Origin of the sequence: Teichococcus oryzae (assembly GCF_008386565.1) — a bacterium.
Taxonomy (GTDB): Bacteria; Pseudomonadota; Alphaproteobacteria; order Acetobacterales; family Acetobacteraceae; genus Pseudoroseomonas; species Pseudoroseomonas oryzae.
In genome coordinates, this window is record NZ_VUKA01000026.1 from 1 (window position 1) to 20,926 (window position 20,926).

A 20,926-nucleotide genomic window follows, 5' to 3' on the forward strand; every position below is an offset into this window, starting at 1 on the left:
CAATTCAGGGGAAGATCAGATGTGGCGGGTCCACAGCGCAGGACGCATCAGGATCTCGTTGATGATCGCCGAGGTCTTGCCCAGACTGGCCGAGCCCGCGATTTGCAGGCGCGGCGGCGCGCCCACAGCCTGCCGGCCAAAGCGGGCGCGCGCTGCGCGGCGGGCGCGCTGCCGGGCCGCCTTGGCGGTGGTCTTCTCGGCCTTGGCGGTCGCAGCCTCCTCGGCCTCGTCGGCAGGAGTGCCGACGAGCAGCAGCTTGGCCTTGTGTCGCTCGATGATCCCGGCCTTGACCTCCGGCTCGAGGCGCTCCGCCTCCTCGTTGATCCAGTCGCGCGCTTCGAGCCGGCGTTCGACCCGATCAAAGAACCCTCGCACCGTCCGCCGCAGCTTGCCGCCGGCCCGCTGGCCGGACAGGCGTGGCCGCGGATAATGCGGCAGGGCCGGGGTGCAGACCACCGGCTGGGCGCCGGCGATGCGCTGCCGCACTGCCTCCACCCCGCCTTGCTGGATAACATCGTTGAAGTCACTTTTGTCGCCGCGGGGCTCCGCCCAGGGCGTTGCAACCGCGACCTCGCAGCCTTCCTCGGCCCAGCCTTCCAGGGCGTCCCGCAGCTTCTGGGCGGCAGGCGCGCCCGGCGCGTCGTCATCGGCGCAGATCACAACCGGCCGGCCCAGAGGCGGCGCCACTTTGGCCACACCGCCCAGGGCAGCCCAGGTTTCGTGGCCGGTGGCGCGCCAAACACTCAGGGCGGTCTCTGGTCCCTCAGCGATCAGCAGGGGGCCATCTTCTGCGCCAGGCAGCCGCACGTTGGCGCTCGCCATGACGCCGGTGGTCTGCTTGGCGCCGGGCAGGCGCCGCTGCTTCGCCGTCTCCTTGGAGATCTTTGTCCCGTCCGGGGTGAGATAAACGCGCTGAACGGCGCGAAGCTCGCCCTCCTCATTGGTCATCGCCACCACGAGGGCGCAGCTATCAGGATGGAAGCGTATCGCCTCCTGCGGCCACCCAAGCTGAGGGGCAGGGATGGCACGGGTCCGCGTCAGATAGATCTCTGCCACGGCGCCGTCGACTGGCTTGGCGAAGCGCCAAAGGGTGCGCGCCCGACCGATGCGCTGCTGCTCAGAGGCGGTCGCGCGGGCGTCCTCTGCCTTGCGCTGGCGTTGGCGCTCCTGCAGGGCCGCGGCGTCGAGGGGCGGCGGGGGCGTGCCGCCGTCGCTCATGCCGAGCCAGGACTTGGCCCATCTGATCGCGTCGGCGATGCCGCAGCCGAGCGCGTACATGATCAGGTCGAGCGGCCCGCCGCCTTTGCCGTCGGTGTGATGGTAGAAGGCACCGCGCTTTGGGCCGCGCACCACCAGGGAGGCGCCGCCGGTCGAGTTCCACTCCCATTCCCGCTTACGGCGGCTCTCTGGGGCCGGAGGGCCAAGCAGGCCCTCCGCCAATTCCTCGAGGCGATCGGTCAGTCGCCGCTTGATCTCCTCGAGCTGATACTTGGGATCCCACTTCACGGGCTAGGCTGCCCGCGTCCCGGCCGGGGCCGAGACGGCCAGGACGCCAAAGGATGCCTCCCATGCCGCCCTGCCACTGCTAAAGGGGTTGCTCACCACAACCGCCCTGACGAACCTGCTAGTCCAGATCTCAGGAGTCCATCGACTCGCTCAGCAGCAGATCCGGGAGACGGAGCTTGCTCTTCCCATAGCGCTTCAGGAGCGTGTGCACCTTCTGATAGGCGGCAACCTCGAGGCGGTGACGCGTACCAACGAACTCGCGCTGGAGTTCGCTCGCCAGCTCCGGGTTGTGGTAGATGCGGCTGCTGTGGAGGTGCGCCAGCTGTCCGATCCGCAGGAAGGCCTCGACGGCGAACCCAGCATGGCCTGCGCATGCTGCTCGGCCAACGACGTGTTGTTGGGACGCCCAATGGCCTGCTTCGCCATCGCCCAGGCTTTGAGCGCGTGCAAATAGATGCTGTCGGTATCCTCATCGGAGGCGTCAAACGCAGAAGGCTTGCTCGGCGTCCCGATCAGGCAAAGGATAATGTTGATGTTCGCGGCGACGCTGCGGAGCATGACGGTGCTGCCAAGGAGGCGACGGCGCTCAACCCGGTTGGCGAACAAGGTCGCCCACTGATAGGCCTGCGTCAGAGCCTCCACCTCGTCGTGCAGGTAAGAAATGCGGACTTCCAGCCACGACGTCAGGCCACTGGTGGTCGTTCCGACGGCTTCCGCAGCCTTGGCGGCTTCCAGGATCTTCACCAGGCTGATCCGTTCGTCGGGCCCGTCACCTTGGTGGGCCGCGAGCAAGGCATGAACTTCAGCGTGCAGCCCGCTGGGTGCAGGGTTATTCTTATTCATAAACCATGTCCTGTATATTGGCGGCCGTTGGCCCAAGACACAGTGCGGTGCTACATCTGCGAGTGTTCAGATCGTCAGATGCAACGCCCCCCCGTGTCGGCCATGTGCCGCGCGGGGTTTGTTTACGGGGTGGAGGTCTTCACCGCCTCGGCGGCGCGGTGCGAATAGGTGTGCGTCGCCGCCCACTCTTCGCAATCGACGAGGCGATACACGATGCGGCGCGGACCAACCCGCACGAAGGGCGGCCCCTCGCCCGTCACGCGCCAGCGCGCGGCGGACTTCACGACCGGTCCTTGGAGGCGAAGGGCAGCCCTTCGATCAACGCCGCCAGGCTGGCGCCATCCACGATGGTGGTGCGGCCGGCCTTGCGGAGCAGCAGCTGGCCCGAGCTCGCCGCTCGGTAGAGCGCCGTGCGGCTGAGGCCCGACCACTCGCAAGCGCCCTTGATGGTGAAGCCGCCGCAGGGGGGCTGGGAGCCCGGAAAGCGCTTGGGGTGCATCTTCATGGCAGCAGATCCTTTGTCTGTGGAATGATGTCCCGACGTCCCAGGGCATCCCGCAGCAACAAAAGCGTCTGCTTACGTCAGCGAACACATGTGAAATAACGTCACTGAATTAGCTACTCAGCTCCGTTACCGTTGGGAGCGCGCGCGCTCCCATTCCTCAACGGGGAGGATGACTTCTGGGCCCCAGTATGGCTTTGACGACCAGTCGATGAGGTCCTTGAGCTCGGGGATGATCTTTCCGCGTGGGCGGCACTCTTCGGCTGCCACCTTGAACAGCGCGCGGGTCCAGCGGATCGCAGGCCCTGTGGGTTCACCGGCGTTCTTTGCGTCCTGGAATATCCGGCTTGTCGAATACGGACGCCCAAACTGATGCTCGTAGTGATACGACAATCTACGCAGAAGGCCCCATCGATCGATTTTTCGAGTTCGACGTTGAAGGGAATGAGTACGGGCTTCCATTTCCGTCGCAAGGATCTGGAGCGCACTAAGAGTAGGAAGGGCTATCGCAAGCAGAGCTTGGGTCACGCTGTACTCGCTGGGGCCACTCGGTTCCTGATCGTCCGTCTCCCCGAGTTCGGTGGATGAAAGCGTGGTGGATAGTTCCTCCGCGAATGACGTGAGTGCACCTGCCTTCTTGAGATCATCCAGCAGCGCGAGGCGGCGCTGGGCATGAGGAAGTTGTTTTCCTTCTGCCCGTGTTTCTACCGGCCAGCTGTTGCTCAGCAGCGTTGCGACGGCTGCTGTTGGACCGACGGAGAGCGCCCGTGTCGCCGATCGAGATTCGAGTCTTCCGCCTAGAAGTGTCGTGCCTTCAGCGATCCACCGGGTCAGGGCAGCCTGCCACTCTACAACGTCCTTTTTCAGGAGTGGGGGGCTGTTCTCTCGCAGCCAGAGCAGCGCAACCTCCAGGGTTGTGGAGAGACACTTCGCCTCCGCAGTCAGTTCTTTTTCGTCAATAATCCTGAGCGGAAACTGCGCTTCTGCGGCAAGAAAACGAAGGCTATCGGCCGATAACTTTATCCGGAATTGTGAATTTTCGGTACTCAGGTCAGGCGGAGCAACGGCGTTGCTGGGCCGCCGACCCTGCTTGCTCACAGGCAAGAGGGCATGCATCAAAGCAGTCAAATCCGGAACTTCAGGTTCCTGAGGGTCGAGCAGGCCTGGCCACTCCTGAGGCTCTGCCCCATCGCCATCAAACGGACGCTTTGGCAGGGTTTGGCCAAGGTCCACCAAGCGACGGATCGCCTCCGGCCGAGACATCTTTGGTCCTGCCTGAGCAGCAATCCAAGCATCTAAAGCCGCGACCTGGCCAGGGAGCATGCGCACCATCAGCGCAACGCCACCTTTTGGCTTTGGGCCGCGTTTCTTTGATATCAGAGTTTCCGATTTTGTCATGGTTACTTTGATATCAAAATTAATGCCCGGCCAGAAGATCCTTAGAACGCTCCTCGGGCCGGTGTAGAGGGGGGCAAGCAGAACCCATCCGCCCGGCCGGAGACATCCGCCGGGCGGTTTGTGTTCTGGTGCTTCAGATCCGGATTGCTCCTGCCACCATGCCTGTTTCGCGCCTGCTGCTCGCCCCTGTTCTCTTTCTCCTGCTGCTCTCCCTCCCCGCCCTGGCCGCGGAGCTGCGCGGCGAGGTGGTGGGCATCAGCGATGGCGACACCCTGACCCTGCTGACGCCCGACAAGCGGCAGGTGCGGGTGCGGCTGGCGGAGATCGATGCCCCCGAAAGCCGCCAACCCTGGGGCAGCCGGGCGCAGCAGGCGCTCTCCGCCCTGGTGTTCCGCCAGGCGGTGCGGGTGACGGTGCAGGACACCGACCGCTATGGCCGCAGCGTGGGCACGGTGTGGGTCGGTCGGCTGAACGCCAATGCCGAGATGATCCGCCAGGGCCAGGCCTGGGTGTACCGCCAGTACCTCCGAGACCGCTCCCTGCTGGCGCTGGAGGAGGAGGCCAAACAGGTCAAACGCGGGCTGTGGGCGCTGCCGGAGGCGGAGCGGGTGCCGCCCTGGCAGTGGCGCCGGCAGGGGCAATCCAGCCAGCCGGCGCCCGCGCCCCTGCCCCGGGCCTCGGCCACCTCCGGAGCGGCCAATTTCAGCTGTGGCGGCAAGCGCCTGTGCCGCGAGATGAGCAGCTGTGCCGAGGCCCGCTTTCACCTGCAGCAATGTGGGCTGAGCCGGTTGGATGGCGACCGCGACGGCGTCCCCTGTGAAAGCCTCTGCCGCTAGGGCTGCGGCTCACCGCCGGCTTGGCAGGCGCCACGGCCAGTGGCGATACTCGGCCGATGTCCTGGTATGACACACAGGCCGCGACCCTGGTGCCGCGCTACGAGGCGGTACGGCCCGAGGCGCTGCATGCCTGGTGGCGCGACCTGCTGCCCGAAGCATCCGCCACCCTGCTCGACCTCGGCGCCGGCAGCGGCCGCGACGCCGCCTGGCTCGCCTCGCTCGGCCACGAAGTGGTGGCCGCCGAGCCCTCCGCCGCCATGCGCCAGCAGGGCCAGCGCCTGCATCCCGATCCAAGGATCCGCTGGACCGACGACGCCTTGCCCGAGATGACCGGCCTGCTGAGCAGCGGCCTTGGCTTCGACGCAATGCTGCTGAGCGCCGTCTGGCAGCATGTGCCGCCCGGCCAGCGTGCCCGCGCCTTTCGCAAGCTCGGCGCCCTGCTCAGGCCGGGCGGGCTGCTGGTGCTGACCCTGCGCCACGGCCCTGCCCCGCAGGGCAGCGGGATGCACCCGGTCTGCGCCGGTGAGGTCGAGGCCCTGGCGCGTGACCATGGCCTGATGCTCCTGCGGCAGATAGCGATGCCGGACCAGCAGGGCCGGCCGGAGGTGTCCTGGACCGGCATGGCGCTGCGCCTGCCGGATGATGGCACCGGTGCCCTGCCCTTGCTGCGCCATGTCATCCTCAATGACACCAAGAGTTCGACCTACAAGCTCGGCCTGCTGCGCGTGCTGTGCCGGGCGGCGGAGGGCGCGGCGGGCCTGGCCGAGCCGGAGGGCGACGACTTCGTCCAGCTGCCGCTCGGCCTGATCGCCCTGCTCTGGCTGCGGCTCTATTTGCCGCTGATTCGCGCCCACCTGCCGCAGGCGCCGGGCAATAGCGGGCCGGACGGGCTGGGCTTCGCCAGGGCGGGCTTCCGGGCGCTGCTCGAGGGCGTGGTTCCGGCGACCGATCTGCGGATCGGCCAGCGCTTCAGCGGCGCGGCGGCCAAAGCCCTGCACGCGGCGCTGGGCGACGCGGCCCAGACCATCACCCGGATGCCGGCCACCTTCATGACCGATCCGCGGGGCGGCGCCATCCTGCCGGTGACCCGCGGCCGGGCCGGCGCCGCGCCGGAGGCGCTGCTGCTGGATGCCGCCTCTCTGCGCGCCTTCGGCACGCTGCGTGTGCCGCTGCATCTATGGCGCGCCCTGCAGTCCTAATCGAGCACATCGTGGAGAGCCTGCTTTCGGAAATTGATCCGTGGCTTCCTGATCTGTTGGCCATTGAGGTCAATGCCAGGCCGAACCCGCACGAGCAATTCAGCCTGAACCTGTGACCACGGGCCGCTGGCCAGAATCCCCCGAATACTTAGCCGCCGCGCCTATACCCCTTTTGTCGGACGTATTAACATCAACGATGGCACCGCAGCAGCGTTTCGCGAATAGGCTGCAGACCAAGGAAGTAGGTAGAGGAAGTTCAGATAGATGATTCGATATATTGCCCCACTCGCCTCGCTTATGGTCCTTGCTCTTGCGGCGGCGCCTGTAGCTGCCCAAGACGCCGAGGCTGGTCAGCGCGTGTTCAATCAATGCCGCGCCTGCCATACAATCAATGAGGGTGCACGCAGCGGTGTTGGCCCCAACCTGCACGGCGTGATCGGGCGCAAGGCTGCCTCCCTTGAAGGCTTCCGCTACTCTAAAGCAATGCAGGATAAGGGCGCAGAGGGTTTGACCTGGAATGAGGAGAGCCTCACTCCCTATCTGCGCAGCCCACGAGAGGTGGTGCCAGGGACGACGATGTCCTTCCCTGGGCTGCGAGATGAGAAGCGCCTTCAGGATCTTCTCGCTTATCTCAAGCAGCAGAGCTGAAGGAAAGAAAGGTGGGCGAGTCCTCGCCCGCCGATGCTCAGAACCCCTGGCCCTTGAGGGCCTGGGCCTTGGACAGGTGATCTTGCAAAACAGGCAGGCGGGCTGCTGCCCAGCGCTTCAGTTCCTCGTTGTCCCCGCCTTGCGCGTAGTTTCGGAACAGATCGATCGCCATCAGCGGGGCCTGTGACTGCTGCTGCGTGTAAAGCGCCTGGAAGTTGCCGCCCTGCGCATCGCGGAGCCGGGTGATCCAGGTGCGGTGTTGTTCACCCATTTCCTGCGCATGGGCTGCCGGCACAGCCTGCGCGAAGTTGCGCTGAGCGTCGTCCCGGGACCGCTCCAGCGCCAATTTCGCCGCTTCTGTCTGAAACATCGCGTGCGAAGCGGCAAGCTCTACGAATTTCGGTGCTGAAAGAACTTCGGAGCCGCGGTGCCCTGCCGTGCCGCTCATCTGCGTGCTTTGTTCCTGCCGGCGGGTGCCGGGTTGCAGCGAGCCCGGCTGACCGGGGCCACTCTCATAGCTCGTGCTCCGGAAAGATTGGAAGGGGGCTGACGGCCATCTATGCGGTTCTGCCCAATCCTCCAACCGTATCACCCTCCGATGGTTGCGTTCATTGTTCCTCGGGCAATTGGCGCAACAGAGAAAGGCGCGAGATGGCACGCCCGGCCAGTGCCTGCAGGCGGCGAACCATGGCCTCGTCCTGCGCGAGATCGGCCGCCTCCAGATAAGCTTCGGCAGCCTGCTCGGACAGGCGCACCATCTCGCCCAATGCGGTTGAATGTTCGGCAGGAGCGGCCTCCACGGCCATGATGCCTTCAGCCCCGGCCAGAGAACTTGCATCCTGTGCCATCTCAAGCGCCTCTTCGGCCAAGCGTTTGATTTCCGTAGAGGCCTTTCGCTGCTGCCTGGCAAGGGCCGGAAGAAGCTTGGCCAGGAGTCGCTCAGCCTCTACTGCCTTCGATGCCAGGCGTTGCGGCGCAGGAGTATCCGCGCCGCCGCGACCTTCCGCATGAAAAGCACGGCGTCGCTCCTGGCGCAGCAATGCGGTGCGCTGCAACCCTTCCCGCGCCATATGCTCGGCCGCCGCTTGAACGGCAGGCTCATCCGTATGGGCCGCGACATAGCTCCAGAACGCGAAAAATCGCTCCTCATCGCGAACAGCCATCGAGAAGACACTATATGGGGAAACGAGTCTCGATGAGGCGGCGTTGCGCGCTTCCTCATCATCGAAGGCTTCAGATGGATTCCACTGTAGATTCGACGAATCGGGCACCGCGCCGATGAGATCGGAGGACCATCTCCGAACATGGTTCGCGTGATTGCGCTTCTCTGCGGCAAGATTATGGAACAGCTCGGCCAGTTTTTTCCGCGAGGTCGCTGCCATGTGATCCGCTAAATCAGCGTAACGGCGTTCCACATTTTTATCCATTGCTTCTGCGATTGCGAGAAGCTCCGCAAGCGAATGTACAGCTGCGGGAGGTTCACTCTTCAGGAGAAGCATATCTGTCTCTTTCTTCTCAGATTCTGCAAAAAATGAGAATTCCACAGGTTGAACGCAATTCTAGGCTGTGTCATCCGTTGGCTTATCTTGTTGACAGTTTGCACTAGAGCAAAGAAGCGGCTTTCCATAGCTGCTATAAACACCAGGGTGGAGAACGCGGGTGATCGGCTTGTCGCGTGGAACTTGGTGTTCTTACGTCGATTGGGAGTCTGAGTGGCATCACGCCATTCGGCGCTTTTTCGTGGTTCTGTGCCTGTTGCTGGCGGCATGGCCTGTTCCTGCCAGCGCTGCGCGCCTGGCCGATTTTCTGCTCAATCTCGAAGCCGCCGACATCTTTCCTGGCGCCGACCGGCTCGGCACCCCGCAAGGCGAGCCGCCGCTCGTGCCCGCTTACGCGGGAAACAGGTTGCTCGGCCATGTCTGGTTGAACACCGACATCACTGACGCAACGGGTTATTCCGGCAAACCGATCCACATTCTGGTAGCTGCCGATACGCAGGGTGTGATCCGAGGCATTCGGCTGGTCGATCACAAGGAGCCGATCGTGCTGATCGGCATTCCGGAGCAGCGGATTCTCGCGGCTCTGAACCACCTGATCAGCCTGGAAACCGGCCCTGTCGCTCGGGGAGAAACGCGCCCGCCGCAAACCGATATCGTCAGTGGCGCGACCGTGACAGTCTTGGTCATGGCCGACAGCGTCGTTCGCTCCGCGATCCGCCTGCATCGTGCGGGGCGGTTTGGTGCCGCATCGGCGGGCGGCGCGGCGGCCTCGGCTCTAGCGCCTGCGGCATTGCCGCCGGCCACGCTGCTCCCGGGGCCGGGCGAGGTGCGTGACTGGGAAAGCCTGCTGGGCGATGGCTCTGTTCGCCGGCTGCATCTCTCGGTCGGCGATGTGAACGAAGCTTTTGCCCGCCACGACAATCCCGCAGCGGCGGAGAACCCTGAGCCGGGCGCGTCGGACGAAACGTTTATCGACCTTTACGCGGCCCTGGTCACCACTCCCACGATCGGTCGCAGCCTGCTGGGCGATGCCGGCCACGAGCAATTGCTGAGAAGGCTGCGCCCCGGCCAGCACGCCATCCTGGTGGCCGGGGAAGGCATCTACTCCTTCAAAGGCTCCGGCTATGTGCGGGGCGGCATCTTCGATCGCATCGAGCTGTTGCAGGACGGGCGCAGCTTTCGCTTCCGGGACCGTGACCACCAGCGCCTGGGGGACATTGCCGCGGCAGGCGCTCCGTCCCTGCCCGAGATCGCGCTGTTCATCCTGCCGGAGAACTTCAGCCTCGACCCCACCGAGCCCTGGGAATTGCAGCTCCTGGTGCAGCGCGCGATTGGCGTGCGGGACAAGGCATTTCTGAGCTTCGAGCTGGGATACCGCCTGCCCGAGCAATACATCAGCCGCCCGCCCGCGCCGGCGCCTGCGGCGGCACCATCGCCCCCTGCTGCTGCGACGGCGGCGCCGGCCGCCGAGGAAGCGCCGCATGATCCGCTGGAGGAGCCGCTTTGGCAGCGGATCTGGCGTGCCAAGACCCTGGATATCGGCATCACCGCGGTAGCATTGATGATCCTAACCGGGATTTTCTTCTTCCAGGATCAACTGGTGCGTCGGCCGGTCTTGTTCCGGTGGGTGAGGCTGGGCTTCCTGTCATGGACGCTTGTATGGCTGGGCTGGTACGCGAATGCGCAGCTATCGGTCGTCAATGTGCTGACATTCAGCAGCTCCTTGCTGACCGGCTTTAGCTGGAACTACTTTCTCACCTCGCCGCTGATTTTCATCCTGTGGTGCGGCGTGGCCGCGGCGCTGATCTTCTGGGGGCGGGGCGTTTTCTGCGGATGGCTCTGTCCCTTCGGCGCGTTGCAGGAATTGCTGTCGGCCGCGGCGCAGAAGCTGAAGGTGCCGCAGATCGTCATGCCCTGGGGGCTGCATGAGCGGCTGTGGCCGGTCAAGTATGTCATCTTCCTGGGGCTGTTCGGCCTCTCGCTATATTCCGTCACGCTGGCGGAACAGGCGGCGGAGGTGGAGCCTTTCAAGACCGCCATCATCCTGAAGTTCGTACGCGACTGGCCGTTCACCCTCTATGCTGTCGGGTTGCTGGCCGCCGGATTGTTCATCGAGCGCTTCTTCTGCCGCTATCTCTGCCCGCTCGGTGCCGCGCTGGCCATTCCGGGCCGCCTGCGCACCTTTGAGTGGCTGAAGCGGTGGCCCGAATGCGGCAGCCCATGCCAGCGCTGCGCCCGCGAATGTCCGGTGCAGAGCATCCATCCCGAGGGCAACATCAACCCGAACGAGTGCATCTACTGCATGCACTGCCAGGAACTCTACCGCGCCGAAGACCGCTGTCCGCACAACATCCAGAAGCGGCTGAAGCGTGAGAAGCAGATCGCGCTGAGCGCGGTGCCCTTACCCAGCGCTGGCAAGGGGCCGAAGACTAGCATCATCCGGACAGAGAAGGGTGTGGCGGGAAAGTCCGCCACTTCTGGTCCATGACGAAGGATAAGCACATGTCGGGCGACACGAAAGACAAAGGCATCAACCGGCGCAAGCTGCTTGGCACCACCGCGGCCGTCGGCGTGGCCGGCGCGGCCATGGGCGCCGGCGTCTCGCAACTGGTTGTTCCGGCAGAGGCGCAGACCCGGCAGCAGCCAGGGCAACAGGCGCGTCCGGGGCAACAGAGCTATGAGGTGAAGCCCGGGGAACTCGACGAGTACTATACCTTCTTCTCCTCGGGTCAGTCCGGGGAGATTCGGATCTACGGCCTGCCCTCGATGCGCGAGCTGATCCGCGTCCCCGTGTTCAACCGCGACAGCGCTACGGGGTGGGGCCAGACCAACGAGAGCCTGAAGGTGCTGACCGAGGGGCTGACCGAGGATTCGAAAGAGTATCTTCGCCGCATCGGCAAGGTGACCTACGACAGCGGTGATCTTCACCACCCGCACCTTTCCTTCACGGACGGGACCTATGACGGGCGCTACCTTTTCGCCAACGACAAGCTGAACACGCGGGTCTGCCGCATCCGCCTCGACGTGATGCGCTGTGACAAGATCATCCAACTCCCGAACCAGCACACGGTGCATGGGCTGCGGGTGCAGAAGTACCCACGCACCGGATATGTCTTCTGCAATGGCGAGGACCGGGTTCCCGTCCCGAATGATGGACGCGACCTCGACAAGCCGGAAAATTACCGCTCCATCTTCACCGCGGTGGATGGCGACACCATGAAGGTCGCCTGGCAGATCATCGTGGATGGCAACCTCGACAACGTGGATGCCGACTACCAGGGCAAATACGCCTTCGCCACCTGCTACAACTCGGAAGGCGGCGTGACGCTGGCCGACATGATGGCAGCGGAGCAGGACTGGGTCGTCATCTTCAACCTGAAGCGCATCGAGGAGGCGGTGAAGCGCGGCGACTACAAGGAGATCGGCGGTGTCCCGGTGTTGGAGGGCGGCAAGGGCTCGCCCTTCACGCGCTACGTGCCGGTGCCCAACAGCCCGCACGGCATCAACACGGCGCCGGACGGCATCCATGTGGTGGCGAATGGCAAGCTTTCGCCCACTGCCACGGTTTTCGACGTCCGCAAGTTCGACGACCTGTTCGAGGACAAGATTCAGCCGCGTGAAACGGTGGTGGCGGAGCCGGAACTGGGCCTCGGCCCGCTGCACACCGCCTTCGACAACAAGGGCAATGCCTATACCACGCTGTTCATCGACAGCCAGGTCTGTAAGTGGAACATCGAGGCGGCGAAGCGCGCCTTCCGTGGCGAGAAGGCCAACTATCTGATCCAGAAGCTGGATGTCCACTACCAGCCCGGCCACAACCACACTTCCATGGGGCAGACCAAGGAGGCGGATGGCAAGTGGCTCATCAGCCTGAACAAATTCTCCAAGGACCGCTTCCTGAATGTGGGGCCTCTGAAGCCGGAGAACGACCAGCTCATTGACATCTCCGGCGACCGCATGCGCCTTGTGCATGACGGCCCGAGCTATGCCGAGCCGCACGACGCCACCATCGTCCACCGTTCCAAGATCAACCCGGTCCACCGCTTCAGCCGCGACGATCCCTTTTTCGCGGATGCGGTGCGGCAGGCCCAGGCGGATGGCGTGGACCTGACGGCCGACAGCAAGGTGGTTCGTGACGGCGAGAAGGTCCGGGTCTACATGACCTCGATGGCGCCGCAATTCGGGCTCGAGGAGTTCCGCGTCCGACAGGGCGAGGAAGTCACGGTCTATGTCACCAACATCGACGACGTCGAGGACCTGACTCACGGCTTCGCCATCATCAACTACGGCATCAGCATGGAAGTCCCGCCGCAGGCCACGGCCTCTGTGACCTTCCGGGCGGAGCGGCCGGGCGTCTACTGGTATTTCTGCACCTGGTTCTGCCACGCCATGCACATGGAGATGAAGGGTCGCATGCTGGTGGAGGCGCAGAGCACGTAATGCTGCGCGCCGGTCTCCTTCCGGCCCTCTTTGTCGCGGCGGTTCTGCCCGCCGCGGCGCGTCCTCTCGCGCCAGGAGAAGATGTGCAGGCGGCGGTGGAGACTGCGGCCGTGGGCGAGGTGCTGGAGCTGCTGCCCGGCCTTCATCACGGCCCGGTGCTGCTCGACCGTCCCGTCACGCTGGCGGGGCGGGAAGGCGCGGTGCTGGAAGGGCCAGGACAGGGCAGCATCGTCACTGTCACGGCCGAGGGCGCCGCCGTGCGCGGCCTGCTGCTGCGCGGCTCCGGCTCCGATGTTCCAGGCATGGACAGCGCTGTGCTGCTGCGCCAATCCGCGAAGCGGGCGGTGGTCGAGGGCAACCGGATGGAAGGCAATCTTTTCGGCGTCTATGTCCACGGCGCGGAGGGGGCGGTGGTGCGTGGTAACACCATCCTCGGGCGCGCGGGCGGGCGGATGGCGGAGCATGGCGATGGCGTCGCCGTCTGGAACGCGCCCGCTGCGCGGATCGAGCGCAACGACATCCGTTTCGGGCGCGACGGCATCTTCGTCAAGACCAGCAAGCAGAACATCTTCACCGGAAACCGTCTCCGCGACCTGCGCTTTGGTGTCCACTACATGTACACCAACAACAGCGAGGTCAGTGGCAACATCTCCAGCGGCAATCATGTCGGCTACGCCATCATGTTCTCGCAGCGGCTGTCCGTGCGCGATAACATCTCGGAAGGCGACCGCGACCATGGGCTGCTGTTCAACTATGCCAATGGTTCGACCATCACGAACAATTGGGTGATCGGCCAGACCGCTGCCACGGATCGCCGCGCGGAAGACCAGGTGGACCAGGAGCATGCCGTTGCCGTCGGCGACGAGGTCGGCGGCGTGGCACCAACGAAATGCGTCTTCATCTACAATGCCAACCGCAACCACTTCACCGGCAACCGCTTCGAAGGCTGCGGCATCGGCGTCCATTTCACCGCCGGCTCGGAGGGCAACGAGATCACGGGAAACGCTTTCATCGGCAACCGCACCCAGGTGAAATATGTCGGCACGCGGCACCTGGATTGGTCGCGGGCGGGGCGCGGCAATTACTGGTCCGACAACGCGGCCTTTGATCTGGACCGTGATGGCATCGCCGATGCCGCCTATCGCCCGAACGATCTGGTGGACCGTGTGCTGTGGGTGGCGCCGAGCGCCAAGATTCTGCTGAACAGCCCGGCCGTGCAGGTGCTGCGTTGGGCGCAGTCCCAGTTTCCCGCCATCCTGCCGGGCGGGGTGGTGGATAGCCGCCCCCTGGTCACGCCGCCCCCGCCGCCCGAAGCGGCGCCAGGATGGCCGCGGTGAAGGCCGATCTGCCGCTGATCGGGCTGGAAGGCGTGGCCAAGCGTTACGGCGCGGTGGAGGCGGTGCGCGATGTCTCCTTCTCCCTGCCAGCCGGCGCCCGCGTCGCGCTGGTGGGCCATAACGGCGCCGGCAAGACCACGCTGATGAAGCTGATGCTGGGGCTGATCCGCCCCAGCGCCGGCCGGCTGCATGTGCTGGGCCAGGACCCCGCCGAGGGCGCGGCCGAGACGCGCCGCCGCCTCGGCTGGCTGCCCGAGAATGTCACCTTCAACCCCGCGTTGACGGGGCGCGAGCTGCTGTGTTTCTTTGCTCGGCTGAAGGGCGAGCCGGTCAGCGGCGCGGATGCGCTGCTGGAGCGCGTGGGGCTCGGCGCCGCCTCGCGCCGGCGCGTCGGCGGCTATTCCAAGGGCATGCGCCAGCGCCTCGGCCTGGCCCAGGCGCTGCTCGGCAGCCCGCGCGCGCTGCTGCTGGACGAGCCGACCACGGGCCTCGACCCGGAAGTGCGCCAGGGCCTTTACAGCATGTTGTCGGATCTGGCGGAGGGCGGCACCACAGTGCTCCTGTCCTCCCACGCGCTGGAGGAGCTGGAGGGGCAGGTGGAGCGCGTCGTCATCCTGGACCATGGCAGCGTGGTGGCGGATGGTACCGTGGCGGAGCTGCGCCGGCTGGCGCGCCTTCCGATCCGCCTGCGGCTTACCCTCGCGGGCGAGGAAGCGCCGGAATGGTTCGGCCCCGCCGGGGCCATGCGGCAGCCCGGCCCCGGCCTTTTCGAAGTTTCCTGCACGCCGGAGGCGAAGATGGAACTGCTGCGCCAGGCCACCGGGGACCGGCGCATCGCCGACCTCGACCTGCTGCCGCCGACGCTGGACGAATTGTACAGCCATTTCCTCCGTCTCCGGCAGGAGGCCGCGCGATGAGGGGCGTGCTTCTGGTCGCCGGCAAGGAGATCCGTGAGGGGATGCGGAACCGCTGGGTGCTGGCCGCGACGCTGCTTCTGGCGGCGCTGGCGCTCACCCTGACCTTTCTCGGCGCGGCGCCGGCGGGGCGGGTCGGCGCCAGCGCGCTGGACGTGGTGGTGGTCAGCCTTTCCAGCCTTTCGGTCTTTCTGCTGCCGCTGATCGCCCTGCTGATCTCACATGACGCCATCGTGGGGGAGATGGAGCGCGGCACCATGCTGCTGCTGTTGAGCTACCCACTGGCGCGCTGGCAGGTGGTGCTGGGCAAGTTCCTGGGCCATCTCGCCATCCTCGCCGTCGCGACCATCCTGGGCTACGGCGCCGCCGCCCTCGCCCTGGCCCTGACGGGGCCGGCGATCGCGCCGGCAAGCTGGCAGGCCTTCGCGCTGATGATCGGCTCATCGGTCCTGCTGGGCGCGGCCTTCGTCGCGCTCGGCTACCTGGTCAGCGCCCTGGTGCGGGACCGCGGCACCGCCGCCGGCATCGCGGTCGGGCTCTGGCTCCTGATGGTGCTGATCTGGGATATGGCGCTGCTCGGCCTCCTCGTCGCGGACCAGGGCGAGAGCGTCACCGCCGGGATGCTGGACCTGCTGCTGCTGCTGAACCCGACAGATGCTTATCGCCTGTTCAATCTCGCCGGCCTGGCCGATGTCAGGATGCTGTCCGGCATGGCGGCGCTGGCCGGAAACAGCGCGCTCTCGGCCCCCGTTCTGCTCGCAGCCCTCGTCGGCTGGGCGCTAGTCCCGCTGCTCGCCGCCGCCGCCGTTTTCGCCAGGAGGGAACTATGACTCTAGCCTCCACAGTGCTCCGCCAAGGCTCCTTGCCGGCGGCACCGGTCCCCGCGCGGCACCGTGCTTCGGCCCTTGCCCGCGGGAAAGCCCTGCTGTCCGCCCTGGCGCTTGCGGGCTGCCTCGCCCTGGCCAACTGCGATGACCAGGAAAGCGCCGCCGCGCCGCCGCCGCCCGTCGCGCTCACGCAGGAGGCCATGGGCCATTACTGCGGCATGGCGCTGGTGGAGCATCCGGGCCCCAAGGGCCAGATCCTGTTGCGGGGCGATGAGCGCCCGGTCTGGTTCTCCTCCGCGCGGGACACGATCGCCTTCACCCTACTGGGCGAGGAGGCCAAGAGCATCCGAGCCATCTATGTCTCGGACATGGGCAAGGCGGAAAGCTGGGAGCAGCCGGGTGCCGCCAACTGGGTGGAAGCCCGGGGCGCCTTCTTTGTCCTCGGCAGCAACCGCCGGGGCGGCATGGGCGCGGAGGAGGCGGTGCCCTTCTCGGACCGCGCGGCGGCCGAGCGCTTCGCGACCGAGCATGGCGGCGCGGTGCGAAGCTTCGCGGAAGTGCCGCCCGACTGGGTTCTGGGCGATGGCGCCGCCCCCCAGGCGGGGCCGGAAGCCGGGCCCGCTCCTTCTGGCGGTGCTGAACACCGCCACACGCATTGAGGATTGGCCCCATGCAGCCTGCTGCCTCTCGCCGCCGGGTCCTTGGCATTTTCGCCGCAGCGGCCGGTTTCGGCCTGCCGGGAATCGGCGCCACGCGCGCCGAAGCTCCCCTCCTCACCTGGACGGGCCCTGTTCTCGGCGCCACAGGTTCAATCATGCTGCATCACCCGGACCGCATCGCGGCTGAGCGGCTGGTGGCCCGATGCGTCGCCGAGATCCGGCGGCTGGAAGCGCTGTTCAACCTTTGGCAGGCGGAAAGCCAGCTTTCGGCCCTAAACCGGCGCGGTATGCTGGTGGCGCCGGCGCCCGAGATGGTGGATCTGCTGACCACGGCGAAGCAGGTCGCGGCATGGAGCGACGGGGTCTTCGACCCCACCGTCCAACCCCTCTGGCTGCTTTACCGCGACCACTTCGCGGCTGAGGGCGCGGACCCCCAAGGACCCTCCCCGCACGCGCTTGCGGAGGCGCTATCACTTGTGGATCACCGGCGGCTGCTGGTGTCGTCGGATCGCATCCTGCTGACCCGGCGTGGCATGGCGGTCACGCTGAACGGCATTGCCCAGGGTTATCTGACGGACCGCATTGTGGACCTGCTGCGTGGAGGCGGGGTGGCCCAGACATTGGTGGATATGGGAGAGGCAAGGGGAGTGGGGCGCCATCCCTCAGGCCGACCCTGGCGGGCGTCGCTGGAGAACCCGGCGGCGTCGGATCACCCTTGGGCGGAACTGGACCTGACGGACCGTGCGCTAGCCACTTCTGCCGATAGCGGCTTCGTCTTTGACGGCGCCGGCCGTTTTACCCATCTGCTGGATCCGTGCAGCGGCCAGAGCCCGCGCCGATACCGTACGGTTTCGGTTCTGGCACCGGAGGCCACTATGGCCGACGCCTTTTCCACGGCCTTCGCTCTGATGCCTGAACCCGCCATTGCGGCAGCGCTGTGTGGCAGGCCGGATGTGGAGGCGCATCTTTTGCGCCCCGACGGCTCTACGGCGCTGCTGCACGGCACATAACGGCCTCACCGGCGGCGAACGACCGTCACGGCGGTCAAAATCGTCGCCATGGTCCAGAGCACTGCGGCAGTAGCCCAGCCCGATCCAGCTGGACCAAGGGCTCGCACTAGCGCAGCCAAGCCTATGAGGATGGCGATCCCTATTGCGCTGCGAACAGGCATCGGCCGGACTTCCCGCTGCGCACTGACCCGTAGGATCATCACCAGAGTAGTGCCACCGATGCCGCCGATCGTTGCCAGATGCAGGGCTGCGGTCTCTGGCCATTGCAAGAACCCACCAGCCGCGGCAGCCCAGGCGAGAAGTCCGACACACAGCCAAGCCTGCCCCGCTGCGAGCGCAAGCACATCCCCGGCGCTTTGTTGCAATCCCGGTGCCCAAAGCACTAACCGAACGCCAATCAACACTGCACCTATTGCCAATAGGGCGGGGCCAATTGGCCGTTCTACAGCAATAGCCTCCGTCGCGAAGCCTGCAGCTAAACAAACAAGTAGCGCCTGGTCTAATGCCGGGCGTGGCGCGATGCGCGGCTTGCCTGCGCGTTGCGCTGCCCCAGACGCTGCGGCACCGACCAAACGGCCACCCATAGCGGCAATGAGCATGATGACGAGACCAAGACCAAACCAGTTCCCGATATCGGCGCCGTGCTGCAACAGTCCTAGCTCGCCGCATTGGAACGTCGCATCCGCAATGAGGAAGCCGCTAAGCAGGATCGGAAATACCAAGCTGCCCCACCGCTTAGCTGCACGGAGAAAGGCAAATGCAGCAGGCAGCACGATAGCCGCTGTCGCCAGAAGTGAAAGGAAAGCCCGCACTAGATCCGGCACTGCGGGCACCACATAGGTCAAGCGCGACGCACACCAAGCCAGGGTGATCGCCGCCAGTGCCGGACCAGAAAGACGCGTCAGCAGGAATCCTGCGATGACCGCCAAGGCGTGGCCGAAAACCATTTCATGCGCGTGCCACAATGGGCCGCCGCTAGCCGGCCAAGCTGCGAGACCCCAGGTGAGAATCCCGAGTCCTCCTTGGGCTAAGGCAAGACCAAACAGAACGCGATGAGTTGAGGAAGACAATCTGGTTCCATCCAAGGCTAGGTATTGTTTGAAATGGACGCAGCGGTAGCTCAGGGCAATCCTTGAGCTACTTCGGCGGCACCAACCCGCGCATCGGAGTCTGATTGGCCGTCGTCTCGCGCCGCCGCGTCCTTCCCTGCGCAACCCAGTTAGCCGGACACCGCTGCACGCTTCAGGATGTCCCGCTCCTGGCGGAGGATCTCGTTCTCCCGCCGCAGCCGCTTCAGCTCGGCCGCGACCTCTTCCTGCCCAGGCCGTCCGGGCTCATCGAGCAGCCGATCCCAGCTCCGGCTGATCCACCGGACCAGCGTCGACAAACCAGTCCCGAGATCCTCGGCGATCTCACGCTGGCTCCTCCCGCTCGTTCGGACCAGCCGGACCGCCTCGTCCTCAAATTCCTTCGTGAACCGTCTCTGCTGCGTCATGGAGTTCCTCTTGCCTCATCAGGAACCCTCCACTTTTTCGAAGCAAGTCCAAACAGGTAAGGCAGCGCTTTCTTGGACGGGCTTAAGAGCGGAGGCCGCCCTCCTGCGCTGTCACGGCACCACCGCCAGCCCGCTCGCCAGGACTGTAAGAATGGCCAGCGTCAGCACAAAATTGAGGGCAACGAGCCATCTCAAAACGCGCAGGTCCCGGCGCAGGGCGTCAAACGGGCGCTTCTCAGTCATATGGCCTCCTTCAGCACACGGGAGAGGGCGGCCAGCTCAAGGGCCCTCCGCGAGGTAGCGCCGGGCTTCTGTCACGAGATGCCGATCCTTGGCGCTGGCCACCTGTCCGGTCGCGGAGAACGCCTTGAAAGCCGCTTCCACCTGCATCGCACTGCTGCGCAGTGTGGCGTCAATGCGACGCCCCTGGCCATTCCAGAACGCCTCCACCTGTGCTGGCGGCAGGCCCTTGAGCCGGCGGTGCGCGTCTAGGACAAGAGTTTGCAGTTTTTGGAAAGCGTCCAGCGCCTGCCGTAACTGCTCTTGGACAATAGCCTGATCGTCGACGGTCATGCGGTCTCCTGTAGCAGGCATGACAGCACATACAGGCTGACCCGTGCACCATGCTCCGCCGCCAGCGTCGCCTGAATAGTTCGCAGAGGAGCGCCGATGGCGCGCAACTCGCCGGCCCGGCGGATAGCCTCCTGTTGCTTCGGGACGGGCTCCAGGGTGCCCTCCTGCCCCATCCGGTAGCCATAGGGCACCTTGTCGCCGAGATAGCGCCCACACCCCTTCTGGCCTGCTTCACCTGCGCCACCCGCTCCCGGATGCGGTCGCGCTCCGCCTCCCATAATTTGCGGTAACCCTGGCTTGCCAGATATTATGAGCGGCCGTTCTTGTCACAGTTACTGGCCCAGCCCGGGTAGCTGTCTCTTTGCTTGATTATTCTCTTGATTGGCCGAGAGGCCGTAGAGGCGGGCCGCCTCACGCTCGTCCTTGGCCAGGCCGCCCCGGCCAGTTTCGTAGAAGGCAGCGAGATTGTACTGCGCCCAGGCATACCCCTGATCGGCGGCGAGGCGGTAGAGGCGGGCCGCCTCCCGCTCGTCCTTGGGCAGGCCACCCCGGCCATTCACGTAGAACCGAGCAAGATTGTACTGCGCGGCGGCATGTCCCTGGTCGGCGGCGAGGCGGTAGAGCCGCGCCGCCTCGTCGTCCTTGCCCTCCACCGTCGCCTGCTGGGCCATCTGGAAATTTACCGCCGCCTCGGGTGACTGGAAAGCGTCTGGCTTCGACGGAGCGGTAGTTCCGGCCAGTGAGGGAGCAGGGACGGGGTCCTTCCTGGCTGGTGACGCGGGGGCCCGAGTTGGGCGCCGCTTCCGATCAGGCACCGCCCGGTTGTGAAAGGCGGGAGTTCGGGTCAGATCGCCCTGCGCGGCGTTCGCCTTGTGCAGCACCGGCCGTGGCGCATTGGCGCCGAAGTTCTCCAACATCTGCTCATATGCGGCATCGCGCAGATCCGCGAAGGACAGCGTGGATGGCTTGCCCGGCACACCGGTGCCCAACACCTCGAGCACGGCCCCCGTGAACAGTGTCCGCGCGGCCTGCGGCGGGCCCATCGAGATCTCGCCAACCGGGCTGGAGCAGAGCAGCAGGGTGCCCCGCTTTGGCCCGTCGTCGCGGAGGTCCTTAGTCGCCGTGGCGGCGACTGCCTGGTCCAGCGACCCACCCTGCCCAATTGTTTGATCCCAGGATTTGATGGTGCACTCTTCTCCCGCGACTGGAAGGAGGCACTATGGGCCAGGTTCTTCATGGC

General features: G+C 65.6%; 22 protein-coding genes and 1 pseudogene. 10 read left to right on the plus strand and 13 right to left on the minus strand.

What is annotated here, in order from left to right; all coding sequences use genetic code 11:
- Positions 1–15: 15 nt before the first annotated feature.
- From F0Q34_RS19945 to F0Q34_RS19960, 5 genes are all read right to left on the minus strand, one after another.
- Positions 16–1,506: a DUF7146 domain-containing protein gene (locus F0Q34_RS19945; protein ID WP_149814095.1), complete on the minus strand. Its 1,491-nt coding sequence runs from the start codon at positions 1,504–1,506 to the stop codon at positions 16–18.
- Positions 1,507–1,701: 195 nt separating this feature from the next.
- The gene (locus F0Q34_RS19950) at positions 1,702–2,349 is read right to left on the minus strand and encodes a hypothetical protein (RefSeq protein ID WP_149814096.1); all 648 of its coding nucleotides are present in this window, start codon (positions 2,347–2,349) and stop codon (positions 1,702–1,704) included.
- Positions 2,350–2,471: 122 nt separating this feature from the next.
- Positions 2,472–2,633 (minus strand): hypothetical protein, encoded by a 162-nt coding sequence (locus F0Q34_RS22050; RefSeq protein ID WP_174242082.1) that lies wholly within the window; start codon positions 2,631–2,633, stop codon positions 2,472–2,474.
- Positions 2,630–2,854, minus strand: a complete 225-nt coding sequence (locus F0Q34_RS19955; protein WP_149814097.1) for a MerR family transcriptional regulator — start codon at positions 2,852–2,854, stop codon at positions 2,630–2,632. Before F0Q34_RS19955 ends, F0Q34_RS22050 begins: the two co-directional genes overlap by 4 nt.
- Before the next feature lie 126 nt (positions 2,855–2,980).
- Positions 2,981–4,183: a hypothetical protein gene (locus tag F0Q34_RS19960; protein ID WP_174242081.1), complete on the minus strand. Its 1,203-nt coding sequence runs from the start codon at positions 4,181–4,183 to the stop codon at positions 2,981–2,983.
- Positions 4,184–4,407: 224 nt separating this feature from the next.
- Here F0Q34_RS19960 and F0Q34_RS19965 point away from each other — a divergent pair, with 224 nt between their 5' ends.
- The 3 genes from F0Q34_RS19965 (at position 4,408) to F0Q34_RS19975 (ending at position 6,932) form a co-directional block, all read left to right on the plus strand.
- The gene (locus tag F0Q34_RS19965) at positions 4,408–5,085 is read left to right on the plus strand and encodes a thermonuclease family protein (protein ID WP_149814100.1); all 678 of its coding nucleotides are present in this window, start codon (positions 4,408–4,410) and stop codon (positions 5,083–5,085) included.
- A gap of 56 nt (positions 5,086–5,141) precedes the next feature.
- Positions 5,142–6,284, plus strand: coding sequence for a class I SAM-dependent methyltransferase (locus F0Q34_RS19970; protein WP_174242083.1), 1,143 nt, complete (start codon positions 5,142–5,144; stop codon positions 6,282–6,284).
- 264 nt (positions 6,285–6,548) lie between these two features.
- Positions 6,549–6,932: a c-type cytochrome gene (locus F0Q34_RS19975; RefSeq protein ID WP_241665599.1), complete on the plus strand. Its 384-nt coding sequence runs from the start codon at positions 6,549–6,551 to the stop codon at positions 6,930–6,932.
- Between the two features lie 37 nt (positions 6,933–6,969).
- Here F0Q34_RS19975 and F0Q34_RS21920 read toward each other — a convergent pair whose 3' ends face one another.
- Both F0Q34_RS21920 and F0Q34_RS19985 read right to left on the minus strand, forming a co-directional pair.
- Positions 6,970–7,380 (minus strand): DUF4142 domain-containing protein, encoded by a 411-nt coding sequence (locus F0Q34_RS21920; RefSeq protein ID WP_161600964.1) that lies wholly within the window; start codon positions 7,378–7,380, stop codon positions 6,970–6,972.
- Positions 7,381–7,540: 160 nt separating this feature from the next.
- Positions 7,541–8,431, minus strand: a complete 891-nt coding sequence (locus F0Q34_RS19985; protein ID WP_149814103.1) for a ferritin-like domain-containing protein — start codon at positions 8,429–8,431, stop codon at positions 7,541–7,543.
- A 160-nt stretch (positions 8,432–8,591) separates the two neighbouring features.
- Here F0Q34_RS19985 and F0Q34_RS19990 point away from each other — a divergent pair, with 160 nt between their 5' ends.
- Genes F0Q34_RS19990 through F0Q34_RS20020 form a run of 7 tightly spaced genes read left to right on the plus strand, consistent with a single transcriptional unit; the run spans position 8,592 to position 17,618 of the window.
- On the plus strand, positions 8,592–10,919 hold the full coding sequence (locus tag F0Q34_RS19990) for a NosR/NirI family protein (RefSeq protein WP_241665600.1): 2,328 nt from the start codon (positions 8,592–8,594) through the stop codon (positions 10,917–10,919).
- Between the two features lie 14 nt (positions 10,920–10,933).
- Positions 10,934–12,871, plus strand: a complete 1,938-nt coding sequence (nosZ, locus tag F0Q34_RS19995; protein WP_149814104.1) for a TAT-dependent nitrous-oxide reductase — start codon at positions 10,934–10,936, stop codon at positions 12,869–12,871.
- The gene (locus tag F0Q34_RS20000) at positions 12,871–14,208 is read left to right on the plus strand and encodes a nitrous oxide reductase family maturation protein NosD (RefSeq protein WP_149814106.1); all 1,338 of its coding nucleotides are present in this window, start codon (positions 12,871–12,873) and stop codon (positions 14,206–14,208) included. The genes nosZ and F0Q34_RS20000 overlap by 1 nt, the downstream gene beginning before the upstream one ends.
- Entirely contained in the window at positions 14,205–15,125 is a 921-nt protein-coding gene (locus F0Q34_RS20005; protein ID WP_241665601.1) for an ABC transporter ATP-binding protein, read from the plus strand. The genes F0Q34_RS20000 and F0Q34_RS20005 overlap by 4 nt, the downstream gene beginning before the upstream one ends.
- On the plus strand, positions 15,122–15,952 hold the full coding sequence (locus F0Q34_RS20010) for an ABC transporter permease subunit (RefSeq protein WP_099097060.1): 831 nt from the start codon (positions 15,122–15,124) through the stop codon (positions 15,950–15,952). The genes F0Q34_RS20005 and F0Q34_RS20010 overlap by 4 nt, the downstream gene beginning before the upstream one ends.
- Positions 15,949–16,608 (plus strand): nitrous oxide reductase accessory protein NosL, encoded by a 660-nt coding sequence (locus F0Q34_RS20015; RefSeq protein WP_149814109.1) that lies wholly within the window; start codon positions 15,949–15,951, stop codon positions 16,606–16,608. The genes F0Q34_RS20010 and F0Q34_RS20015 overlap by 4 nt, the downstream gene beginning before the upstream one ends.
- An 11-nt stretch (positions 16,609–16,619) precedes the next feature.
- Positions 16,620–17,618 (plus strand): FAD:protein FMN transferase, encoded by a 999-nt coding sequence (locus tag F0Q34_RS20020; protein ID WP_149814110.1) that lies wholly within the window; start codon positions 16,620–16,622, stop codon positions 17,616–17,618.
- A 5-nt stretch (positions 17,619–17,623) separates the two neighbouring features.
- Here F0Q34_RS20020 and F0Q34_RS20025 read toward each other — a convergent pair whose 3' ends face one another.
- The 6 genes and pseudogenes from F0Q34_RS20025 to F0Q34_RS20045 form a co-directional block, all read right to left on the minus strand.
- On the minus strand, positions 17,624–18,832 hold the full coding sequence (locus F0Q34_RS20025) for an NnrS family protein (protein ID WP_149814111.1): 1,209 nt from the start codon (positions 18,830–18,832) through the stop codon (positions 17,624–17,626).
- A 20-nt stretch (positions 18,833–18,852) separates the two neighbouring features.
- Positions 18,853–19,113, minus strand: a pseudogene (locus F0Q34_RS20030) (transposase); the annotation flags it as partial.
- Between the two features lie 111 nt (positions 19,114–19,224).
- Positions 19,225–19,356 carry a hypothetical protein gene (locus F0Q34_RS22565; protein WP_277755314.1) on the minus strand — a complete coding sequence of 44 codons (132 nt, stop codon included), beginning with the start codon at positions 19,354–19,356 and terminating at the stop codon, positions 19,225–19,227.
- 36 nt (positions 19,357–19,392) lie between these two features.
- Positions 19,393–19,686, minus strand: coding sequence for a hypothetical protein (locus tag F0Q34_RS20035; RefSeq protein ID WP_149814114.1), 294 nt, complete (start codon positions 19,684–19,686; stop codon positions 19,393–19,395).
- Complete coding sequence (locus F0Q34_RS20040; protein WP_149814115.1) at positions 19,683–19,877, minus strand: hypothetical protein; 195 nt, start codon at positions 19,875–19,877, stop codon at positions 19,683–19,685. The genes F0Q34_RS20035 and F0Q34_RS20040 overlap by 4 nt, the downstream gene beginning before the upstream one ends.
- A 141-nt stretch (positions 19,878–20,018) precedes the next feature.
- Positions 20,019–20,687 (minus strand): SEL1-like repeat protein, encoded by a 669-nt coding sequence (locus tag F0Q34_RS20045; RefSeq protein ID WP_206668105.1) that lies wholly within the window; start codon positions 20,685–20,687, stop codon positions 20,019–20,021.
- Positions 20,688–20,926: the final 239 nt, after the last annotated feature.